This window comes from uncultured Buchnera sp. (assembly GCF_913776765.1).
GTDB classification, from domain to species: domain Bacteria; phylum Pseudomonadota; class Gammaproteobacteria; order Enterobacterales; family Enterobacteriaceae; genus Buchnera; species Buchnera aphidicola_AO.
Genome location: NZ_CAJYPO010000001.1, coordinates 479,870 through 504,039, shown reverse-complemented (window position 1 = coordinate 504,039; position 24,170 = coordinate 479,870). Strand labels below are relative to the sequence as shown.

The window sequence follows — 24,170 nt, the reverse complement described above, 5'->3', positions numbered from 1 at the left end:
CTCCATAATTTTAAAAACTGTATTTTTCGTTAGGAAAACTACCATTTTTAACTTCATTAATATATTTTTTAATAGCATTTTGAATGCTTCCACTATGAGAAAGGAAATTTTTTACAAATTTTAGTTTTTTTCCGTCAGTTATTCCTAATAAATCTTGCATGACAAGTATTTGTCCATCAGTATAATTACCTGATCCTATTCCAATTACTGGAATAGATAAGTTTTCAGTTATTTTTTTAGCTAAAATTGAAGGGATACATTCTACAACTAACATTTTAATTCCTGCTTCTTCTAGTAGAAACGCTTCGTCTATTATTCGTTGTGCATCATTTTTTTCTTTTCCTTGTACTTTATAACCACTTAAATAATCTATAGATTGTGGAGTTAATCCTATATGTCCACAAACTAATATTGATCTTTCTGATAGTTCTTTAACAGTTTTAACCAAGCATTTTCCACCTTCTATTTTTATCATATTAGCACCAGACTGTATAAGTTTAGCTGTATTTTTTAAAGTTTGTTTCACTCCACAATAAGACATAAATGGTAAATCAGACAATAAGAACGCATTTGGTGCACCTTTTCTTACTGCTTTTGTATGATATTCAATATCTTTAACTTGTACAGATAATGTAGAATCATGACCTTGAATAGTCATACCTAGAGAATCGCCTACAAGCATTATAGGAATTCCTTCATTTGAAAAGAGTCTAGAAAAACTAAAATCATAAACTGTAATAGCAGCAAATTTTCTTTTATTCTTTTTCCAGTTTTGTATTTTTGAGATAGTAATAGATTCCATATTTTCCTACTTTTATTAAGTAAAATAATCAATTAACCTTAAGAAAGGATACTCGAGATAATTTAATATATCAATCGAATATCCTCATCTATATATATATTAACCAGCTATTTGTTTTTATTAACCAGCCATTTGTTTTTCTCGAATTTCTGCTAATGTTTTACAGTCAATACAAAGATTTGCAGTTGGTCTAGCTTCTAAACGACGAATTCCAATTTCAATACCGCAAGAATCACAGTAACCAAAATCTTTTTCTTTTATTTTTTTTAAAGTTTCTTGTATTTTTTTTATTAATTTACGACTTCTATCTCGATTTCTTAATTCTAAACTAAATTCTTCTTCTTGAGCTGCTCGATCAATAGGATCTGGAAAATTAGTTGATTTGTCTTGTATATAAAGTAACGTATGATTAATTTCAATTTTTAATTGATTTTTCCATGTTTCAAGAATTTTTTTAAAATGTAACATTTGTTTTTCATTCATATACTCTTCATCTGTTTTTTTTTGATAAGGTTTTAAACCAGCGATAGAAAGAACATTTAGAGATGATTTTTTTTTATTTTTTTCTTTTTCCATATTTTTTTCCAATAAAATATTTACATGTATTTAAAATAAAAAATATATTTTGAATATAATATTAATTATTGATAATTCATGTTGTTTAAAAAAGATTTATCTTAGTAAGAGTAGAAAAGTAATTTAGACATTATTTTTTAATAAAATCAATTTTTATAATTAAAAAAATTAATTTTCATGTTTTTAAAAAATAAAAATTATTATAAATAATATTAACATAAACTTTAGTTAAATATATTTTTATACAAGTATATTGATTTAAAAAAAATTATACTTTTTATTTGTTCATTATTTATTCATATGGAATTCAGAAAATGAAAGAAAAAAAAATTAAAAAATTTGCTTTGGGAGTAGAATATAATGGAAGTTGTTATCATGGTTGGCAACGTCAAAAAGGATTTTCTACTGTTCAAGAAGAAATAGAGAATGCTTTATCTAAAATTGCAAATCATCAAATAAACGTTGTATGTTCAGGTCGCACCGATTCTGGTGTTCATAGTATAGGACAAGTAATACATTTTACAAGTTCTTCTATTAGAAGCGACTTTTCTTGGACAGTTGGAGTAAATACTCATTTATCTAAAAATATTTCTATAAAATGGATTAAAGAAGTTCCAGAACATTTTAGTGCTCGTTATAGTGCCATTTCTCGTTCTTATCGTTATATGATATATAATAATAAATGTCGTTCTGCTATTTTTCGTAATACATCAAATCATGTTTATAGAGAATTAAATGTTGATAAGATGTTTTGTGAAGCACAGTCCTTATTAGGAGAACATGACTTTTCATCTTTTCGCGCTTTAGGTTGTCAATCAAGCTCTCCTAGAAGAAAAATAACCAAGTTAAATATTTGGCGCTTAAACCATTGGGTTATTATTGATATTACTGCTAATTCTTTCTTGTATCATATGGTTCGAAACATCGTTGGTTCGTTAATTACAATCAATAATCATACAGAAAAAAATTACATCAAAAAATTATTAAATAAAAAAAATAGAAACTATGCAGGTCCTACTGCTCCAGCTCAAGGTTTATATTTATTTTTTGTAAAATATCCCATGTTTTTTAATTTACCTACATTAAAAAATGATTTTATTATTTAAAGAAAGAAATCAATCGTTAAATTTTTTTTTAGAACAGTTTCCTTTTTAAATTTATTTAATTCATTTTATTTTATAAATCACGTATATTTTTTTCAAATAAAAATTTATTTTTTTAATTAAAAGGGTTTTTGATGTATTTAAATAGAAGAAAAATAAAATTATTAGGAAATATTTTTTTCTTAATATTAGTTCTAGTATTTTTTTATGGATGTTTTTTATATATGAAAATAGGTCGATTAATCGATGGTAAAGTATGGCATTTTCCTACATCAATATATGGACGTATAATAAATTTAGAACCTGGTAACTTGTACTCTCAAAAAGAAGTATCAAAATTTTTGCAGGGTACTATGTATAGAGAAGTAGATACTGTCATGTTACCAGGAGAGTATAGTATCAAGAATAACAATATAGAATTTATACGTCGTTCTTTTGATTTTCCAGATCTTAGAGAAAATGAATTTCATGTAAAGTTGTTTTTTGATGATAATTATTTATTGAAAATTCAAAATCTTGAAAATAATCGTAATTTTAGTTTTTTCCGTTTAGAACCCAAGTTAATTGCTATGTTAGAATCTCCAGAAAGAAAAAAACGTGTATTTATTCCTAGATCTAAATATCCAGAACTTTTAATTAAAACATTGTTAGCGATTGAAGATAGATATTTTTACGAACATGATGGTATTAACCTTTCATCTATTGGAAGAGCGTTTTTAGTAAATATAATGGCAGGTCGAACAGTACAGGGTGGTAGTACTCTTACTCAACAATTAGTTAAGAATCTTTTTTTAACAAATACTCGTTCAATATGGAGGAAAATTAATGAAATGTATATGGCTTTAATTTTAGATTGGTTTTATAAAAAAGATCGTATTTTAGAGTTATATTTAAATGAAGTTTATTTAGGACAAGATGGTAAGGAACAAATTCGAGGTTTTCCTCTTGCTAGCTTATATTATTTTGGTAGACCTATTGATGAGTTAAATTTAGATCAGTATGCTTTATTAGTAGGAATGGTTAAAGGGGCTTCTTTATATAATCCTTGGAGTAATCCTGATTTTGCTTTAAATAGAAGAAATTTAGTTTTACTTTCATTATACAATCAGGGATATATTCAAGAAAAAATTTATACTGAATTGTCCGCAAGACCTTTAAATATTAAACCCAGGGGATGTGTTATTTCTTCTTATCCTAATTTTACACAGCTTATTCAAATGGAGATAAAAGAAAAATTAAAAAATAAGATTAAAAATCTATCAGGTATTAAAGTTTTTACAACTTTGGATATTTTTTCGCAAAATGCTATTGAAAAAGCTGTTAAGATAGGAATGCCAATTTTAAAAAAGAAAAAAAAATTAAAAGATTTAGAAATTGCTATGATTGTAGTAGATCGTTTCACTGGAGAAATTCAAGCTCTTGTTGGTGGTTCTAATCCAAAATTTTATGGTTATAATCGTGCTTTGCAAGCTCGTCGTTCTATTGGCTCTCTATCTAAACCAATAACTTATTTAACGGCATTATCTAATCCTAGAAAATATCGTTTAAACACGTGGATTGCTGATCATCCAATTGCAATTAAATTAAAAAATGGTAAGTTTTGGATTCCAAAAAATAATAATTATCATTTTAGTGGTCAGGTAATGTTAATAGATGCATTAACTAATTCGATAAATATTCCTACCGTTAATCTAAGTATAGATATGGGTTTAGAAAATTTAGTGAAAAGTTGGTTTCATCTAGGTATTTCTAAAAAGTTAATTACTCCGTTTCCTTCTATATCTTTAGGAGCTATTAATTTAACACCTATTGAAATAGCTCAAGTGTTTCAAGTTATTGCAAGCGGTGGTTACAAAACCTTGCTATCTTCAGTTCGATCAATAACTTCTGATGATGGTAAGGTATTATACCAAAGTTTACCTCAATCTAAAAATGTAGAATCTATTGAAGCAACTTATTTGACACTATATGGTATGCAAAAAGTGGTTAGTTGTGGAACAGCAAAATCATTGGGTTCAATTTTTAAAAAATTTTCTTTAGCAGGAAAAACTGGTACAACAAATAACTTAGTAGATAATTGGTTTGTAGGTATTGATGGAAGACAAATTGTAATTACTTGGATAGGAAGAGATAATAATAAGTCAACTAAATTGTATGGTTCTTCTGGTGCTATGCAAATTTATCGAAGATATCTTGAATATCAACGTCCAACTCCATTAATATTAAATCCTCCTAAAAACATTAATATTTTTTATATGAATAAATTAGGAAGATTGTTTTGTGAAAAAAGTAATGAGCATAAAAAACCGTTACCAATATGGTTATTGAATGACGAAAATATATGTGGTAAATAAATAGTTTTAAAAAACTTTAAGAAAGTTCAAAAAAAAGAAAATTTTTTTCTGTTTTGAATAAAAAGTTTTTTTATAATAAATTAATAAAAAATACTGTTTTTTCATCCAACAAGTTTTTAATTATTTTAATCAATATCACTTATTTTTTAATTTTAGTTGCTAAAAAAATATAAAATATTCTTAAATGTTAATTAATAAAAAAAGTATAACTTGAGAGTTCTAATATGTTTGTTAAATTTTTAGCCAAAATATTTAGTAATCGCAATGATCGTATTTTAAAAAAATTCAAAAATATAGTATCTTCAATTAATCAATTAGAAGAAAAATTTAAGAAACTATCAGATAAGAAACTGCAAGAAAATACAAAATTGTTTCGTATAAGATTAAAAAATGGTGAAAACTTAGATGATTTATTACCAGAATCTTTTGCAACAGTCAGAGAAGCAAGTCGTCGTGTTTTCAATATGCGTCATTTTGATGTTCAAATTCTTGGTGGAATCGTTTTAAATAAACAATGTATTGCAGAAATGCGTACAGGAGAAGGAAAAACATTAACTTCTACCTTACCTTCTTATTTAAATGCATTGACAGGTCGAGGTGTTCATATCGTTACTATGAATGATTATTTAGCAGAGCGAGATGCTAAAAAGAATACACCTTTATTTGAATTTCTTGGTTTAAAAGTTGGGTTAAATTTGTCTGAAATGTCTTTTTTTGATAAAAAAAAAGCTTATTTATGTGATATTACTTATGGTACTAATAATGAATATGGGTTTGACTATCTACGAGATAATATGGTTTTTTCTTCTGAGGAAAGAGTCCAACGTGAATTAAATTATGCTTTAGTAGATGAAGTCGATTCAATTTTAATAGATGAAGCTAGAACACCTTTAATTATTTCTGGACCTTCAGAAGATAGTTCTTTTTTATATAAAGAAATCAACAAATTAGTACCATCTTTAATTTGTCAAAAAAAAGAAGATTCAGATAATTTTCATGGAAATGGTCATTTCTCTATTGATGAAAAGTCAAAACAAATATACTTAACTGAAAGAGGCTTGGTAGAAATTGAAAGGATATTACTTGATCAAAAATTAATGAAAAAAGGAGAGTCGTTATATTCTTCAAATAATATTATCTTAATGCACCATGTTATATCTGCTTTACGTGCTCACAATTTATTTACGAAAAATATAGATTATCTTGTAAAAGATGACAACGTTGTTATTGTTGATGAACATACAGGTCGAACTATGCCTGGTAGAAGATGGTCTGATGGACTACACCAAGCAATAGAAGCTAAAGAAAATGTTGCTGTAAAAAATGAAAATCAAACTTTGGCATCTATTACATTTCAAAATTATTTTCGTTTATATAAAAAAATAGCAGGTATGACAGGTACTGCTGCAACTGAATCTTTTGAATTTAGTTCAATTTATAATCTAGATACTGTTATAATTCCTACAAATAAGCCAATGATCAGAAAAGATATGCCTGATTTAGTTTACATGACTGAAGAAGAAAAAATAAATGCGATATTAAAAGATATTCAAAATTGCATAAAAAAAAACCAACCTGTATTAGTTGGTACAATTTCAATTGAAAAATCAGAAATGATTTCAAAAAAACTAAAAAAATTAAATATTAAACACAATGTTTTAAATGCTAAATTTCATGCAAGAGAGGCTGAAATCATAGCTCAAGCAGGAAAACCAAAATCAGTAACAATTGCCACTAATATGGCTGGTAGAGGTACAGATATTGTCTTAGGAGGTAGCTTAGAATCACAGTTAGAAAAAAATATATGTTTAGACAAAATTAAAAAAATTAAAAATAGTTGGAAAAAACAACATGATTTAGTTGTTTTGTCTGGAGGATTACATATTATTGGTACTGAACGTCATGAATCACGTCGTATTGATAATCAATTAAGAGGACGTTCTGGTCGACAAGGAGACAGTGGTTCTTCGCGTTTTTACCTCTCTATGGAAGATTCATTAATGAGGATTTTTGCATCTGATAAAATTATTAGTATGATGAGAAAATTAGGACTGTCTTTTAATGAAGCCATTGAACATCCTTGGGTTACAAAAGCTATAGAAAATGCTCAAAAAAAAGTAGAAAATCGTAATTTTGACATTAGAAAACAATTATTAGAATACGATGATGTCTGTAATGAACAGCGTCGTGTAATCTATGCACAACGTAATAAATTAATTGATTCAGAAAACATTCAACAAACTATTTACGATATTTTAAAAGATGTATTATGTAATACAATTAAAACACATATAAATTTTAATTTTCCAAAAAATAGATGGAATATTTTAGATTTAGAAAAAAAATTAAATACTGAATTTAATTTAAATATATCAATTCAAGATTGGTTAAAAAAAGATCCTAATATAAAAAAAGAAAGTATTATAAAAAAAATTATTAGTATTGCAAAAAAAAATTATCTCAATAAAGAAATTGAAATAGGTATTAGTAACATTAGAATGATAGAAAAGTCTATTATGTTGCAAATATTAGATTCTCTTTGGAAAGAGCATTTATCTGCAATGGATTATTTAAGACAAGGTATTCATTTGCGTGGTTATGCCCAAAAAGATCCTAAACAAGAATATAAACGTGAATCTTTTAATATGTTTTCTAACATGTTAGAATTATTAAAATATGAAGTTATATCTTTTCTTAGTAAACTAGATTTATCTTATATAAAAAAACATTTCAATTTAAATATTAATAATAATTCTTTTGTTTTAAACAATGACGTTAAAATAGGAAGAAATACGCCTTGTTTTTGTGGATCTGGAAAAAAATATAAGTATTGTCATGGAAGTTTATAACTTTTTTTAAAAATTTTTAATTCGGATTTTGTTTTATGAAGTATCAAAAGATAGTGATTGGAATAATTATAAAAAAAAATAAAATTTATATTACTAAAGCAAGAAAAAAAAAATACGTATCGGATTTATGGGAATTTCCAGGAGGAAAGGTAGAAAAAAGTGAAAGTTTAATACATTCATTAAAACGAGAATTATTAGAAGAAGTAGGTCTTGAAATACTAAAGTTTCGTTTTTTTCGATGTATTCAGCATTTTTATAAAAAAATAAAATTATATTTTTTTTTCATTACTAAATGGAAAGGTAGAATATACAGTAGAGAAGGATATTTATATCAATGGATATTCTTTGATGATCTAAAATATTTTAATTTTCCTATTTTCAATCATAATATTATTAATACTTTAGAAAAACGAGATTTTTTTTAGATAGAAATATATACTTTTTTAGTAAAATTTAGTCAAATTATTTTTTTTTATATCTTTTTGATTATTTTTTTTTGATAAATATACATAAAAATTATTAAGATAATAAGTGTATAAATTTAATTTTTCAACGTTTTGATTTTTATTAAAAATAATATCATCCGACAAAGAAATTCTTTTTTTTCTGCAAACTTGAGAAGAAATAATTTTTTTAGCTTCATAAATATTTATTTTATCTCTCTTTATTATACGTTTAATTTGTGTTCTTACTGGTGTATCGATTAAAAGTATTCGATTTGCTTTTTTTTCTATTTTTTTTTCAAAAAGTAGTGGAACAACCCACAAACACCATATTGATTTTATTAACTCTATCTTTTTTTTACTTTCTTTCAAAATTATAGGGTGAAGTATATTTTCTAACCATAGTCTACTTTTTTTATCATTAAAAATATGTTTGCGAAGTAAAAAACGGTTTATTGAATTATCTTGATTTAATATTTTTTTACCAAATTTTTTTTTGATAGATCTTGATACTTCTTTATTTTTTTCTATTGTTTTTCGTCCAATGACATCAGTATCAATAATATTGATACCTATTTTTTTAAAGCTATCAGAAACAGTAGTTTTTCCGCTACAAATTCCTCCAGTAAGTGCTACAATATAAGTCATAATTTTTTATTTTTTTAAATTTAAAGATTTGATAGTACTAAAAATATTTAATTTTTATTCAAAAAAAACTATTTTAATATATTTTTATATTATAAAATTTTTTTATATCATATTGTTATAGGACTTTTATTTTATGCGTATTGAAGAAGACATAAAACTAGGTTTTAAAGACGTATTAATAAGACCAAAAAGATCTACTTTAAAAAGTCGTTCTGAAGTTAATCTTATGCGTTGTTTTTCTTTTAAATATTCTACCATAAAATGGTTTGGAATTCCACTTATTGCAGCTAATATGGATACTATAGGAACTTTTCGTATGGCTGAATCCTTATCAAAATTTAATATATTAACAGCAGTACATAAATATTATTCTTTAGATGAATGGAGAGATTTTGTGAGTATTTCTTCTAAAGAAACATTGAAACATGTAATTGTTTCAATTGGAACATCTAATCTAGATTTTTTAAAAATAAAAAACATTTTTTCATTATCTTCTGAATTAAAATATATTTGTATTGATGTAGCTAATGGCTATTCTGAATATTTTGTTTCTTTTTTAAAAAAAATAAGAGATTTTTTTCCAGATAAAATTATTTGTGCAGGTAATGTTGTTACTGGTGAAATGGTTGAAGAACTAATATTATCTGGAGCAGATATAGTAAAAGTAGGTATAGGATCTGGTTCTGTATGTACTACACGAATAAAAACAGGAATAGGTTATCCTCAACTATCAGCTATTATAGAATGTGCAGATGCCGCACATGGATTAAATGGTCAAATTATCAGTGATGGTGGTTGTACTGTTTCAGGCGATATTGCAAAAGCTTTTGGAGGGGGTGCAGATTTTGTTATGTTAGGCGGTATTTTTGCAGGACATACTGAATGTTTAGGCGAAATAATCAAAGAAAAATCTAAAAAATTTATGTTATTTTATGGTATGAGTTCTACTTCTGCAATGAAACGATATACAGGTAAAATTCCAGGATACCGTGCATCTGAAGGTAAAATAGTTAAAATACCCTTTCGTGGAGACGTAGATATAACTGTACGTGATATTTTAGGAGGATTACGTTCTTCTTGTACTTATGTAGGAGCACAAAAATTAAAAGAGTTAACTAAAAGAACTACCTTTATACGAGTTAGTGAACAAGAAAATTGTATTTTTAATAATTTTAAAAACTAAAATATATTTTTTAAAAGTTAAAAAATAAAATCAATAAAATTAATTATACTCATAGTTAGTTTTGTTGATTTTTTTTAGAAATTGATAGCTTTTTTTAATAAAAAAAATCTAATTTTTAAAAAATTAAAATTACTTAATTACATAAAATTAATTTTTAATATAAAAAAATGATAATATTTTAAGTTAAATATTAATTTTATTGTTAAATATAATATATAAGGAATTTAAACCATGTCAGAAAATTTATATAATGATGACGTGGATCCAGTCGAAACTAATGATTGGGTGCAATCAATTGAATCTGTTATTCGTGAAGAAGGTCTAGAAAGAGCTAAATTTTTAATTGAAAAGATTTTAAAGAAGTCTAAAATAACCAGAGAAAATTTTTTTAAGTGTTTTTTTACCAGCGATTACATTAATACAATCAGTAGCGAAGAAGAAATTGAATATCCAGGAGATTTAATTTTAGAAAAGCGTATTCGTTCAGCTATTCGCTGGAATGCAATAATGATGGTTTTACGCGCGTCAAAAAAAGATTTAGAATTAGGGGGTCATTTATCATCTTTTCAATCTTCTGCTACAATATATGAAGTATGTTTTAATCATTTTTTTCGTTCTAGAAACAATGAAGACGGAGGTGATTTAGTTTATTTTCAAGGTCATATTGCTCCAGGTATTTATGCTAGATCTTTTTTAGAAGGTCGTTTATCAAAAGAACAAATTGATAATTTCAGGCAAGAAGTTGACGGAAAGGGATTGTCTTCTTATCCTCATCCTAAATTAATGCCAAATTTTTGGCAATTTCCAACTGTTTCAATGGGATTAGGACCACTTTGTGCTATTTATCAAGCAAAGTTTTTAAAATATTTACAAAACCGTGAATTAAAAAACACTTCTAAACAGACAGTTTATGCTTTTTTAGGAGATGGTGAAATGGATGAGCCAGAATCTAAAGGAGCAATTTCTATCGCTGTTCGTGAAAAATTAGATAATTTAATCTTCATAATAAACTGTAATTTACAAAGATTAGACGGTCCAGTAGTAGGTAACGGTAAAATTGTAAATGAATTAGAAAGTTTTTTTTATGGAGCTGGATGGAAAGTTATAAAAGTCATATGGGGAGGGAGATGGGATTGTTTGTTAAAAAAAGATAAAACTGGAAAATTGATTCAACTAATGAATGAAACAATAGATGGTGACTATCAAACATTAAAGTCAAAAGATGGAGCATATGTTCGAAAATATTTTTTTGGTAAATATAAAGAAACACTAGAATTAGTAAAAGATATGACAGATGAAGAAATATGGAATTTAAATAGAGGAGGACATGATCCTAAAAAAATGTTTAATGCACTAAAAAAAGCGAAGGAAATTAAAGATAAACCGACTGTTATTTTAGCGCATACAGTTAAAGGATATGGTATGGGTGTTATTGCTGAAGGAAAAAATATAGCACATCAAATAAAGAAAATTAATATTAATGGAATTATTTACATTCGAGATCGTTTTAACATTCCTCTTTCAAATAAAGATATTAAAGAATTACCATACGTTGTTTTTGAAAAAAATTCTGAAGAATACTGTTACATGCATAAACAAAGAAAAAAGTTAGGCGGTTATATCCCATTTCGATTATCTAAATTTACTAATGTATTAAATATCCCAGATTTAATAGATTTTAAATCTTTATTAGAAAAACAAAATAAAAAAATTTCGACTACTATTGCTTTTGTTCGTGTTTTAAATTTAATTTTAAAAAATCATTCCATTAAAAATTTAATAGTTCCAATTATTGCTGATGAAGCTCGTACATTCGGTATGGAAGGTTTATTTAGAATGATTGGAATTTATAGTTCTATTGGACAGAAATATACCCCTCAAGATCGAGAACAATTAGCTTATTATAAAGAAGAAAAAAAGGGGCAAATATTGCAAGAAGGAATAAATGAACTAGGTGCTGCTTCATCTTGGTTAGCTGCTGCTACTTCCTATAGTACCAATAATTTCCCCATGATTCCTTTTTATATTTATTATTCAATATTTGGTTTTCAGAGAATAGGTGATCTTTTTTGGGCAGCTGGTGATCAGCAAGCAAGAGGTTTTCTTATTGGAGGAACATCTGGAAGGACTACTTTAAATGGAGAAGGTTTGCAACATGAAGACGGTCATAGTCATATACAGTCATTAACAATTCCTAATTGTATTTCTTATGATCCTGCATTTGCTTATGAGGTTGCTGTTATTATACAAGATGGGTTAAGAAGAATGTATGGGCCTCTTCAAGAAAATATATACTATTATATTACTACAATTAATGAAAATTATTACATGCCAGCTATGCCAAAAGGTGTAGAAAAAGGTATTTGTAAAGGAATTTATAAGTTAAAAACTTTACAGGCCACTGAATTAAAAGTGCAATTGATGGGATCTGGAGCTATTTTACGTTGTGTGTGTAAAGCAGGTGAAATTTTATCTAATGATTATTCTATAACTACAGATATTTATAGTGTAACCTCTTTTACAGAGTTAGCTAGAAATGGTGAAGATTGTGAAAGATGGAATATGTTGCATCCATGTGAAAAAAAAAGAATTGCTTATATCAAAACTGTAATGAATTCTTCTCCGGCGGTAGCAGCAACTGATTATATGAAGTTATTTGCTGAACAAATTCGTCATTATATTCCATCAAATGAATATTACGTATTGGGTACAGATGGTTTTGGACGTTCAGATAGTCGTGATAAATTACGTGATCATTTTGAAGTTAGTGCTCATTATATTGTAGTAGCGGCTTTAAACTTGTTAGCTAAATTAAATAATATTAATAAAAAAGTAGTAGAAGAGGCAATTATTAAATTTAATATTAATGCAGATAAAATTAATCCGCGTTTAGCTTAAGAGGTAAAGAAAAGTGCATATTGAAGTTAAAATGCCTGATATTGGTTTAGACGAGGTTGAGGTAACAGAAGTATTAGTAAAAGTTGGTGAAAAAATAGAATTGGATCAAGGATTAATTACTGTAGAAGGAGATAAAGCTTCTATGGAAATACCGGCACCAATATCCGGAATTGTAAAGGATATTATTATAAAAATTGGTGACAAGGTGACGACTTCTTCGGTAATTATGATTTTTAAATCTAATGATCTTAACTTTATAAAAAATAAAAAAGATTTTAATTATATAAAAACAGAAAAAAAATTAAGTGACAATTTTTTAGAAGAAAAAGATATTAAGAAAAATATTTTAATTCATGCAACACCAGTTATAAGACGTTTAGCTCGTCATTTAAATATTGATTTAAAGAATGTCATACCCTCTGGTCCTAAAAATCGTATCTTAAAAGAAGATGTTGAACTATATATAAAAAAAAATAATGATTTGAACAAAAATGCTTTTAATACAGATGAAAATAATATTAAAAGTTTTCATAAAAATCCATTCAAAGAAATATCTATTACGAATATTCAAAAAACTGTTGGCAAAAACCTACATCAAAATTGGATAAACATACCTCACGTAACGCAATTTGATGAAGTTAACATAACTTTATTAGAAGAATTTCGTCAGAACTATAATAGTCAAAAAAAACAGAAAAATAATGTTTTTTCTAATATTACTATATTACCTTTCATTATAAAAACTGTAGCGCATGCATTATTAAAATTTCCTATTTTTAATAGTTCTTTATCTTCAAATAAAAAATCAATTTTTTTAAAAAAATATGTTAACGTTGGTGTTGCTGTTGATGTTGAACACGGTTTGTTTGTTCCTGTTTTAAAAAATGTTGATAAAAAAAATATAGAAAGTTTATCTTCTGAGTTAATTTTTCTTTTAAATAAAGCACGCGAAAACAAATTAAATGAATCAGATATGAAAGATGGTTGTTTTACAATTTCTAATTTAGGTGGAATTGGAGGGAGTTGGTTTTCTCCAATTATTAATGCCCCTGAAGTTGCAATTCTTGGAGTTTCAAAGGCTATAATAAAACCACTATGGAATGGAAAAGAATTTATTCCTTCTTTAATGTTGCCATTATCTCTATCATATGATCATCGCATAATTAATGGAGCAGATGCTGCTCGTTTTTTAACTTTTATTGGAAAGTTATTATCTGATATACGTTTTTTAATTATGTGATTTTTTTTCTAAAGAGGTTTTTCAAATGCATCAAGAAATTCAATCTGAGGTTGTAGTTATAGGTTCAGGACCTGCTGGTTATTCTGCAGCTTTCCGATGTGCAGATTTAGGTTTAAATACTGTTTTAATAGAACGTTATGAACAATTGGGTGGTGTTTGTTTAAATGCAGGATGTATTCCTTCAAAAGCATTATTGCATATAGCTAAGGTAATAAAAGATGCAAATGAACTATCTGAAACAGGAGTTTTTTTTAATAAACCAATTATTGATATTGAAAAGATTAATAATTGGAAAGAAAAAATTATTAAAAAACTTACTATTGGATTATCTAATATGGGGGAAAAAAGAAAAGTAAAAATTATTCGAGGAAAAGCATCTTTCGATACTGATCATAGTATTTTTGTGCAAAATAAAAAAAATGATTTTACGATTTTTTTTAAATATGCGATTATTGCTACTGGATCTAAACCTATAAAAATACCTTCCTTTCCTAATGACGATAATAGAATTTGGAATTCAACAGATGCTTTATCACTAAAAAATATACCTAATCGTTTTTTAATTATAGGAGGAGGTATTATTGGTTTAGAAATGGCAACAATATACAGTGCATTGGGTTCAAAAGTAGATGTCGTTGATCGATTTAATGTTTTTCTTCCCTCAGTAGATAAAGATATGACTGATATATATAGAAAAACAGTTGAAAAAAGATTTAATTTGTTATTACATACTCATGTAAAAAATATTGACAGATCAAAAGATAATAATCTTATTGTTACAATATCTAAAGAAAATAAAAATGAAAATGTTTTTTGTTATGATAATATACTTGTTGCAATTGGAAGAAGTCCAAATATTGATTTTTTAAAGTTGGAAAAAATTGGATTAAAATTAAACGAATTTGGCTTTATCCAGGTAGATAAACAATTAAAAACAAATTTATCTCATATTTATGCTATTGGTGATGTCACGGGTTTCCCTATGTTAGCTCACAAAGCGATACAGCAAGCGCATATTGCATCTGAGGTAATTTCTGGTAAAAAACATTATTTTGAACCTAAAGTAATTCCATCAGTAGCTTATACTGAGCCTGAAATTGCTTGGGTTGGTTTAAGTGAGAAAGAAGCTGAAAATAATAATATAGATTATGAGAGTTCTTTGTTTCCTTGGAGTGCATCAGGGAGAGCAAATGCATCAAATTGCAATGTAGGTATGACAAAATTAATTTTTGATAAAAATACTAATAAGATTATTGGTGGATCTATAGTAGGTACAAATGCTAGCGAACTGATTAGTGAAATTGGACTTGCAATTGAGATGGGATGTGATGCTGAAGATATTTCACTTACTATCCATCCGCATCCAACTTTAAGTGAATCAATTTGTTCAGCTTCCGAAGTTTTTCAAGGAACAGTAACAGATCTTTTAAATTTAAAAAAATCATTGTTGAATTAACAATTGATACACTTCTTTTCTCGTTGTAAAAGAAGTGTATCAATTTTTAAACTTTTGAATAATTTTAAAAAAATATAAATTCAAAAGTTATATTTTTTTAATCATAGAGATATTTTTACCATGATATATTTCTCTCATTTCTTTCCATAATAAATCTATAATATAAGAACATTCTTCTTTTGATAAATCTTCTACGTTAATATTAAATAAATAATTTTTTAAGTTAAATTCTTTTAGTAACATACGAGTATGAAAAATATTTTCTTGATATATATTGACATCAAGCATTTCATACATTGATTTTATATCATTAGACATAAAATTTTGAATAGAATTAATCTTATGATCAATAAAATGTTTTATACCGTGAATATCTCGTGTAAATCCCCTAACACGATATTCGATTGTTACAATATCTGATTCTAATTGATGAATAAGATAATTTAATGCATTAAGAGGAGAGATTATTCCACATGTTGAAACTTCTATATCTGCACGAAAAGTACAAATGCCACTTTGAGGATGACTTTCTGGATATGTATGAACACAAATATGACTTTTATCTAAATGAGCTAATACAGAAGATGATGTAATATTATTTTTTTTATTTACAATATTTACTGTTTCTAAATTTATTGGATCTTCGCATACTAAAATAGTTACACTAGCACCTTGAGGTTCATAATCTTGATGAAAAACATTAAGAACATTGGCCCCAATAATTGAACAAGTTTTTTTTAAGATTTTTGTTAATCGAACAGCATTATATTGTTCATCAATATAAGAAATATAACTATTTCGTGAATCATTAGTATTCGCATAACAAATATCGTAAATACAAAAACTTAGGCTTTTAGTTAAATTATTAAAGCCATATAATTTTAGTTTTTGCAATTTAATTACTCTCCTATATAAGGATTTTTAACTTTTATCTAACGTATTAATTATATATTCAGGTAAATAAAAACTACTTATATGAATTTTGGAATTATAGTAATTAAAAGCTAATTTTGTATGTTTTATACGTTTTTGTAAATTTTTAATGTTTATTTTACGTAAATCCATGTTATCGGTACCCCAAGAAAACATCATTATTCCGCCATAATAACTGGGAATAGTTGCTTGATAAAAACTTGCGTCATTAAAATTTTTTTTTAAATTTTTATAAGTTTGATTAACGTTGTTTTTCTGGAGAAAAAAAATACCATTTTGACCTACAAATATACCGTTTTTAAGAAGATGATTTTTACAATAAAAATAAAATTCTGACAAAAATAAATCTTTTCCGCAACCAATGGGATCAGTAGAATCTGATATAATAAGATCAAATTTTTCTTTTGTTGTCTTTATAAAGTTCAATCCGTTATCTATGATTATTTTTAGACGTGGATCTTTATATGTATTATTACTATGTTTAGGAAAAAACTCTTTACACAAATCAATAATATTTAAATCAATTTCAACCATAGTGATATTTTCAATGCTATTGTGTCGACATATTTCTCGTAGTATACCTCCATCACCTCCACCTATTATCAGTACATTTTTTATTAACCCGTGATAAAATATAGGAACATGAGTTAACATTTCATGATATATAAATTCATCTTTTTCTGTTGTTTGAACGACACCATCTATTGCCATGATTCGTCCCATAATCGAGTTTTGAAAAATGATAATATCGTGGTATTTATTTTTTTTTTGATATAATATTTTATCAATTGAAAAATATTGACCAACATGACGATGAAGTTTTTCATGCCATATGTTTTTGCCAATCATGGTTTTTTTATCCTATAAAATATAAATTATTTGAGGACAAACAGTTTATTCTGAGTATAATGAAATAATAGAATTTATTTTTAGACTTTTTTTAAAAGAAGGATAATTATTTTTATAGTAAAACATTTTTAAAGTCGACTGATTATAATAAATAATACATTTTCAATATAAACTATAAAAAATAGTACAAGGTTATCAAAAATACAATAAAAATACCATTTTTTATTAAATAGAATTTTGAGAACTTATTTTTTTTAATAACAGTTTCACTAATTTTGAAGATTCTGATGATGCAATCGAAATATTTTTTTCAAAATTTGAAGTAGCATTGTTATCAGATAAATCAGATATTGACTTTATTACAATAAAAGGAATTTTAAATTGATGACATACCTGACCTATTGCAGTTGATTCCATTTCCACTCCTACTGCTGAAGAAAATTGACATTTTATTTTTTTTATAAGATTATTTCCTCTGATAAAAGAATCTCCAGTAATAAGTAGTCCTGTTAAAAACTTGAATTTAAATTTAATAGCAATTTCTTTTACAATTTCATGTAAATTTTTATTTGTTTTAAATATTTTAGGATATTGAGGTATTTGTCCTCTAGAATACCCAAAGTTTGTCAAATTTACATCGTGGTAACATATTTTTTTTGGAATGATAATATCGCCTATTTTTAAAGAAGTATTTAAACTTCCTGCAGAACCACTGTTAATAATAAAATCAGGTTGAAATAAATTAATAAGAATCATGGTAGACATACTAGCAGAAACTTTCCCAATACCTGATTGGATTAGAAAAATTTCTATTTTTTTAAATTTTCCTATGTAAATTTTAATGTTGCCTATTTTTTTTATTGTCAAATTGTTTATGATTTCTTTTATTTTTTTAATTTCTTGTTCTATAGCACCGATTATTCCAATTTTCATTTTTTATAAATAAAATTTATTTTTTTTAGAGTATTAAACATTACTAGAATTTTGATTGTTTAAAGTTAGTTTCTTATTTTAAATGCTGAAAGATAAACCACATCCGCAGGTGTTTTTAGCATTTGGATTAGATACTATAAATTTTGATCCTTCTAGGTTTTCTAAATAATCTATTGTACCACCATATAAATATTGTAAACTGATAGGATCAATCACAAGAGAAATATTTAATTTTTTAATTAAGATGTCATCTTTATTGGTTTTTTCATCAAAAATAAATTGATATTGAAATCCACTGCATCCACCACCAATAATATATATTCTTAGTTTTAAATTTTTGTTTTTTTTTTCTTCAATAATATTTTTTATTTTTTTGGCAGCTGAATTTGTGAATTCAATATATTTTATAGGATTGTTTTCCATTTTTAATATATTCTCAAAATATTTAAAGAAATTTTAGAAAATAAAATATTTTATTTAATTTTATCATAAAAAAAATTTTAAACATATTTTTAGTATAAAAAATATTAGATTAATTTAATATACTATAACAAATAAGTCCTTGCGCCGATAGATCGTATATTCATTATTGGCGCAGGTTATGGAAAAATAATACTATTTTTATTTAGTATCGTAAAAATATTAAAAATAATATTTCTTAATATATTAACTTTTTACAATTTTTAATTTTAAAAAAGTTAATCAGATCGTTTACGAAGAAAAGCGGGAATATCTAAATATTCTGGTTCTTTTCTTTTTTGATTTTCTGTTTCTTTTATTTCATTTTTTACATTTTTTTTATCTATTGTTGTAGGTGAAATATTTAAATATTGATATCGATAATCTATTAGCATTTCTTTAGAAGATTTACTTTTTGTCTGATTAACATCTGAATATTTTTCCATTCCAATGCCTGTTGCAACTACTGTTACTCGAAGTGTATCATTCATATCAGGATCTAAAGAAGTACCTATAACTACTGTTGCGTTATCTGACGCGAAAGATCTGATTGTGTTACCTACAGTTTCAAATTCATCTAGTTTTAAATCAAAACCAGCAGTAATATTAACTAAAACACCTCGTGCTCCTGATAAATCTATATCTTCTAATAAAGGGCTAGATATAGCAATTTCTGCTGCCTCTTCAGCTCTATTTTCTCCAGAAGATATTCCAGTCCCCATCATGGCATATCCCATTTCAACCATAACTGTTCTTACGTCAGCAAAATCTACATTCATCAAACCAGGTCGAGTAATTAATTCAGCAATTCCTTGTACAGCTCCTTTTAAAACATTGTTAGCAGCACCAAAGGCGTCTAGTAAAGAAATACCCCGACTTAATACCTTGAGCAGTTTATCATTAGGTATTGTAATTAAAGAATCTACATGTTTTGATAATTCTACAACTCCTTGATCAGCAACAATCATTCTTTTTTTACCTTCAAAATTAAAAGGTTTTGTTACTACAGCAACTGTTAAAATTCCCAGTTCTTTTGCTATTTCTGCTACTACAGGTGCTGCTCCAGTTCCAGTTCCTCCACCCATTCCTGCAGCTATAAAAACCATATCAGAACCATCTAGTGCAGATTTTAATAATTCTTTATCTTCTTCTGCTGAAGTACGTCCAATTTCTGGATTAGCACCAGCTCCCAACCCTTTAGTAATGTTATTTCCTATTTGTATGGTTTGTCCTACTTCTACTTTTCTTAAAGCTTGTGCGTCAGTGTTAATGGCAAAAAATTCAACACCTTCAATTCGTTCTCGTACCATATGTTCTACTGCGTTTCCACCACCACCACCAACACCAACTACCTTAATTACTGCATTGTTACTTAATTCTACAGGTTCAAACATAATTTCATTCCATTATCTATCTTTAATTTTAGAAGGTTTATTAATTTTTAAAATTCTTTTTTAAACCAATTGTTAATTTTTTTAAACCATTTTTCAATAAAAGAATTTTCTTTTTTTTCGTTTTCATAATTGAAGTAAAATTCTTTTCCGTAGTGTAGTAAGCCGACTACTGTTGAATAATGTGGTTCAGTTATATTTTCTGTTAGTCCTGAAATATTTAGAGGTTTAGCAATGCGAATTTTTTTTTGAAAAATTTTTTCTGCGCATTCTGTTAAAAAAGAAATTGTTGAAGCTCCTCCAGTCAACACTATACCACTTGTTAATTGATATTTTTTCCCCTCTTTATAAAGTTTTTTTTGTACATGAAGAATTCTATTATTAATTAAATGCAATAATTCATTATATCTTGATTCAATAACTTCGATTACTGTATCTTGTTGTAAGTTTTTTTGAAAATTTCCATATTTATTAGATAAATCAATATTTTTTGATATTCCAGGAGATAGCTTTACTGCAGAACCATATGTAATTTTTATATTTTCTGAATCAGTGTAAGATGTACTGAAAGCATATGAAATATCTTTAGTTACAATATTACCTGCATATGGAATAACTTGGGTATCTTGTATAGATCCATCAATATAAGTAATAAGATCTATTGTTCCTCCTCCTATATCAATCATACAGACTCCCAGTTTACATTCATCTTCAGTTAAAACAGCTTTACTAGAAGCAAGGCCAGAAAAAATAACTTGATCAACTTTAATATCACATTTTTCTACTGCTTTAATAATATTTTTAGCCATATTTTGATGGCATGTAATTAAATGTACTCTTACTTGCATTCTTGTACCAGCTAAACCTATAGGATTTTTTATTCCAGATTGTTGATCAATGGAGTATTCTTGTGGAATTACATGTAATATATGATGTTCATTAAGAATTTTGACAGACTTTGCAGTGTGTATTACATTTTCTATATCTTCTTTTGTAACTTCATCTTCAGAAATAGGAACTATACCTATTTCATTTTGACAGTTGATATATTTATTGGACAAAGACAAATATACAGATGTTATTTGACAATTAGCCATAATTTCAGCTTGATGAATAGATTCTTGTATGCACGAAATTACTGAATCTAAATTATTTATTCTTCCTTTATCTATTCCTCTAGATGCACATATTCCAATTCCAATTATTTTTATTTTACCATCTGTTAAAACTTCTCCTACCAAAGTTACTACTTTAGTAGTACCGATTTCTAATCCGACTACTAATTTTCTATTTTTTGATATAATCATTATTCTTTAGCCTATACTATATTTTTAAATATTACTTTTGCAATAAAACGGAATTTCTAATTTTTTATATTTATTTCATAACGTAATTATTTAACATAAATAATATTTGCTTTTTACGATTTTTATTTTATAGAAATGATTAATCTTTATAAATTAATTTATTTTTTTTTATTTATACAAGATTATTTTATTTTAAAAAAATAATATTATAGGATATAGCTATTTTATTAAATTACAATTTACAATTGTTTTAATATTTTCACTAATATAGTATATTCTGTTCTAATCTTTGTTGAAGAAATTTTTAATTTTAAACAATTTTATTAATTAAAAAATGGTAATAATTAAAAAGAATAATTTTTTTATTTATTAATTTTTAATATTTTTAATACTAGTTCATCAAATGATATTCCTATACTTTCAGCGGCGATTGGAACCAAACTTCTATGAGTCATTCCAGGAATAGTATTTATTTCTAATAACCAAAATTTATTTTTATTATCTAGTATTACATCAATTCTTCCACATCCTTTACACCCTAAAGTATTCCAAGCTATTTCTACAATGTTTTTTAATTCTTTTTCTTTTTTATGATGCAATCCACTTGGACATAAATATTTAGTTGAAGATTCTATATATTTAGCACTATAATCATAGAAATGGTTTTTTGTAATAATTTTTATAGAAGGTAATATTTTTTTGTTAAGAATTGATACTGTATATTCCGTTCCCTCTAAAAATTTTTCAATAATTATATCACTACTATAATTAAATGCGGTATTAATAGAGTCAATTAATAAGTCTTGAAAATGAACTATTATTATTCCTATGCTAGAACCTGAATTATTTGGTTTTATTACAATAGGAAATTTTAGTTGTAAAATTTTTTTTAAAATTGAAGGATATGTATATTTTGAAATATCTTTTTTTTTCAGATACACATCTGGTAACACTGGAAGAGAAGAAGATTTCCACAACAATTTAGTTCTCCATTTGTCTAAAGAAATTGCGGAGGACATAATTCCACTACCTGTATATGGAATGTTTAAATATTCAAGAACTCCTTGAATACTACCATCTTCACCTCCTTTTCCATGAAGTGCAATATAGGCACTGTCAAAACCTTGTTTTTTTAATTGCATGATAGGAAAATCACGAGTGTCAATCGGATGTGCGTTAAATCCAGATCTCAATAAACTTTTAAGAACGGCGTATCCTGACTTAATTGAAATTTGTCTTTCAGAAGAATTACCTCCTAACAACACTGCTATTTTTTTCATATTATCACTTTTTTATTTTTAAGATAAAATTTTTTTATTATAGTATCTATGTCTCCAGCACCTTGTATTAAAATAATATCATCTCCATTTAAATAAGGAATAAGAGCAGTTGATATTAAATTATGGTTGGTTACTAAATTTACATTTGTTTTTTTTATCTTTTTTACGTCATTATATAGTGAAAAACTATCTGCTCCTGGAATAAATAATTCGTTTGCAGAATATACATTTAGTATTAATAGAGAGTCTACTTGAGATAAAATTTTAATAAAATCGCAATATAAATTGCGAGTTCTTGTATATCTATGAGGTTGAAATATCATTATTAAATTTTTTTTAGGCCAGCTTTTTCGTATTGTTTTAATAGTTTCAGATAATTCAGTAGGATGATGTCCGTAATCATCTATTAACATAATGTTTTCATTTTGAATAGATTTTTTTTTTATAAATAATTTTCCAATGTATTCAAATCGTCTCGAAGTGCCTTGAAAGTTTTTTAATGATTGGTAAATTTTTTGATCAGGTATTTTTTGATATGTTGCAAAAGCAATAGCAGCAGTGGCATTTAATGCATTATGTTCACCGGGTAAATTTAAGGTAATTTTTAGGTTATTTAATTTTTTTTTTCTAATTAATGTGAAATTGCTTATAAAATCGCATTGTTCATAAGATGAAATGCAAAATTCTGCATTTTTGTTAAACCCATATGTAATTACCTTACATTTTATTTTTGGTAAAATATCAATAATAGCCTGGTTATCTATGCATAGTATGGCAATGCCATATGATGGAATTTTATTTAAAAATTTTAAAAATGTTTCTTTTAATATTTCAAATTTACCATAATAATTATCTATATGATCAGATTCTATATTAGTTACAATAGCTGTTGTAGGATGTAAGTAAAGAAAAGAAGCATCACTTTCGTCTGCTTCTGCAATAAAATAATTAGAAAATCCAAGTTTTGCATGAGAATTAATTGATTTTATTAAACCTCCATTGATAACTGTAGGATCTAATTTATTTTTGTTTAATATATCAAAAATCATTGAAGTAGTTGTGGTTTTTCCATGTGTTCCTGACACTGCTATTCCAAATTTAAATTGCATTAATATTTGAAGCATTTCAGCTCTTAACAATATAGGAATATTTTTTTTTTAGCTGCTATAATTTCTGGATTATTAGAAGGAATAGCACTAGATATAACAATGAAATCGGCACGTTTAATATTTTCTTCAGAATGTTGAAAATAGATATTTACTCCCATTTTTTTTAGTTTTTGCGTCATAAAGTTTTTTGATAAATCTGAACCACTAATTTTATATCCTAATTTAAATAAAATTAAGGCAATTCCACTCATTCCTGATCCAGAAATTCCTATTAAATGAATTTTTTTAAATTTTTTTTCTTTAAAGAAATTGTTTTTTTTTATCTTATTAATATTCATTTTTTAATTTATTTAGTAA

The 24,170-nt window shown here is 26.0% G+C and carries 17 protein-coding genes and 2 pseudogenes; 8 read left to right on the top strand and 11 right to left on the bottom strand.

Going from position 1 to position 24,170, the window contains the following annotated elements:
- Window positions 1-10: 10 nt before the first annotated feature.
- Window positions 11-802: a 3-methyl-2-oxobutanoate hydroxymethyltransferase gene (gene panB, locus QZ401_RS02465; RefSeq protein ID WP_295164638.1), complete on the bottom strand. Its 792-nt coding sequence runs from the start codon at window positions 800-802 to the stop codon at window positions 11-13.
- Between the two features lie 120 nt (window positions 803-922).
- Window positions 923-1,378, bottom strand: coding sequence for an RNA polymerase-binding protein DksA (dksA, locus tag QZ401_RS02460; protein ID WP_295164636.1), 456 nt, complete (start codon window positions 1,376-1,378; stop codon window positions 923-925).
- Between the two features lie 314 nt (window positions 1,379-1,692).
- Between dksA and truA the strand changes: the two genes are divergently transcribed.
- The 4 genes and pseudogenes from truA (at window position 1,693) to QZ401_RS02440 (ending at window position 8,109) form a co-directional block, all read left to right on the top strand.
- Window positions 1,693-2,484, top strand: coding sequence for a tRNA pseudouridine(38-40) synthase TruA (truA, locus tag QZ401_RS02455; RefSeq protein ID WP_295164634.1), 792 nt, complete (start codon window positions 1,693-1,695; stop codon window positions 2,482-2,484).
- Window positions 2,485-2,615: 131 nt separating this feature from the next.
- Window positions 2,616-4,892 (top strand): annotated as a pseudogene (gene mrcB / locus QZ401_RS02450) (bifunctional glycosyl transferase/transpeptidase).
- A 167-nt stretch (window positions 4,893-5,059) separates the two neighbouring features.
- Complete coding sequence (gene secA / locus QZ401_RS02445) at window positions 5,060-7,684, top strand: preprotein translocase subunit SecA (RefSeq protein WP_295164629.1); 2,625 nt, start codon at window positions 5,060-5,062, stop codon at window positions 7,682-7,684.
- A gap of 35 nt (window positions 7,685-7,719) precedes the next feature.
- The gene (locus QZ401_RS02440) at window positions 7,720-8,109 is read left to right on the top strand and encodes an NUDIX domain-containing protein (protein WP_295164626.1); all 390 of its coding nucleotides are present in this window, start codon (window positions 7,720-7,722) and stop codon (window positions 8,107-8,109) included.
- 18 nt (window positions 8,110-8,127) lie between these two features.
- Here the strand turns inward: QZ401_RS02440 and coaE are convergent, their stop codons facing one another.
- Complete coding sequence (coaE, locus tag QZ401_RS02435) at window positions 8,128-8,775, bottom strand: dephospho-CoA kinase (RefSeq protein WP_295164624.1); 648 nt, start codon at window positions 8,773-8,775, stop codon at window positions 8,128-8,130.
- A 133-nt stretch (window positions 8,776-8,908) separates the two neighbouring features.
- On the opposite strand from coaE, the gene QZ401_RS02430 reads away from it, so the two are divergent.
- The 4 genes from QZ401_RS02430 (at window position 8,909) to lpdA (ending at window position 15,552) form a co-directional block, all read left to right on the top strand.
- Window positions 8,909-9,958, top strand: coding sequence for a GMP reductase (locus QZ401_RS02430; RefSeq protein WP_295164621.1), 1,050 nt, complete (start codon window positions 8,909-8,911; stop codon window positions 9,956-9,958).
- 231 nt (window positions 9,959-10,189) lie between these two features.
- Window positions 10,190-12,856: a pyruvate dehydrogenase (acetyl-transferring), homodimeric type gene (gene aceE / locus QZ401_RS02425; RefSeq protein ID WP_295164617.1), complete on the top strand. Its 2,667-nt coding sequence runs from the start codon at window positions 10,190-10,192 to the stop codon at window positions 12,854-12,856.
- Between the two features lie 13 nt (window positions 12,857-12,869).
- Window positions 12,870-14,096: a 2-oxo acid dehydrogenase subunit E2 gene (locus tag QZ401_RS02420; RefSeq protein WP_295164615.1), complete on the top strand. Its 1,227-nt coding sequence runs from the start codon at window positions 12,870-12,872 to the stop codon at window positions 14,094-14,096.
- A gap of 25 nt (window positions 14,097-14,121) precedes the next feature.
- Entirely contained in the window at window positions 14,122-15,552 is a 1,431-nt protein-coding gene (gene lpdA, locus QZ401_RS02415; protein WP_295164613.1) for a dihydrolipoyl dehydrogenase, read from the top strand.
- A gap of 87 nt (window positions 15,553-15,639) precedes the next feature.
- Here the strand turns inward: lpdA and speD are convergent, their stop codons facing one another.
- The 8 genes and pseudogenes from speD to murC form a co-directional block, all read right to left on the bottom strand.
- Window positions 15,640-16,446 (bottom strand): adenosylmethionine decarboxylase, encoded by an 807-nt coding sequence (gene speD, locus QZ401_RS02410; protein ID WP_295164611.1) that lies wholly within the window; start codon window positions 16,444-16,446, stop codon window positions 15,640-15,642.
- A 27-nt stretch (window positions 16,447-16,473) separates the two neighbouring features.
- Entirely contained in the window at window positions 16,474-17,334 is an 861-nt protein-coding gene (gene speE, locus QZ401_RS02405) for a polyamine aminopropyltransferase (protein ID WP_295164610.1), read from the bottom strand.
- Window positions 17,335-17,559: 225 nt separating this feature from the next.
- Window positions 17,560-18,267 (bottom strand): 5'-methylthioadenosine/adenosylhomocysteine nucleosidase, encoded by a 708-nt coding sequence (locus QZ401_RS02400; protein WP_295164608.1) that lies wholly within the window; start codon window positions 18,265-18,267, stop codon window positions 17,560-17,562.
- Window positions 18,268-18,345: 78 nt separating this feature from the next.
- Entirely contained in the window at window positions 18,346-18,690 is a 345-nt protein-coding gene (gene erpA / locus QZ401_RS02395) for an iron-sulfur cluster insertion protein ErpA (protein WP_295164606.1), read from the bottom strand.
- Between the two features lie 275 nt (window positions 18,691-18,965).
- Window positions 18,966-20,120, bottom strand: coding sequence for a cell division protein FtsZ (ftsZ, locus tag QZ401_RS02390; protein WP_295164604.1), 1,155 nt, complete (start codon window positions 20,118-20,120; stop codon window positions 18,966-18,968).
- A gap of 47 nt (window positions 20,121-20,167) precedes the next feature.
- Window positions 20,168-21,424 (bottom strand): cell division protein FtsA, encoded by a 1,257-nt coding sequence (gene ftsA / locus QZ401_RS02385; protein WP_295164603.1) that lies wholly within the window; start codon window positions 21,422-21,424, stop codon window positions 20,168-20,170.
- A gap of 362 nt (window positions 21,425-21,786) precedes the next feature.
- Complete coding sequence (locus QZ401_RS02380) at window positions 21,787-22,704, bottom strand: D-alanine--D-alanine ligase (RefSeq protein ID WP_295164602.1); 918 nt, start codon at window positions 22,702-22,704, stop codon at window positions 21,787-21,789.
- Window positions 22,701-24,151: pseudogene (murC, locus tag QZ401_RS02375) on the bottom strand (UDP-N-acetylmuramate--L-alanine ligase). Before murC ends, QZ401_RS02380 begins: the two are co-directional and overlap by 4 nt.
- Between the last annotated feature and the right edge of the window lie 19 nt (window positions 24,152-24,170).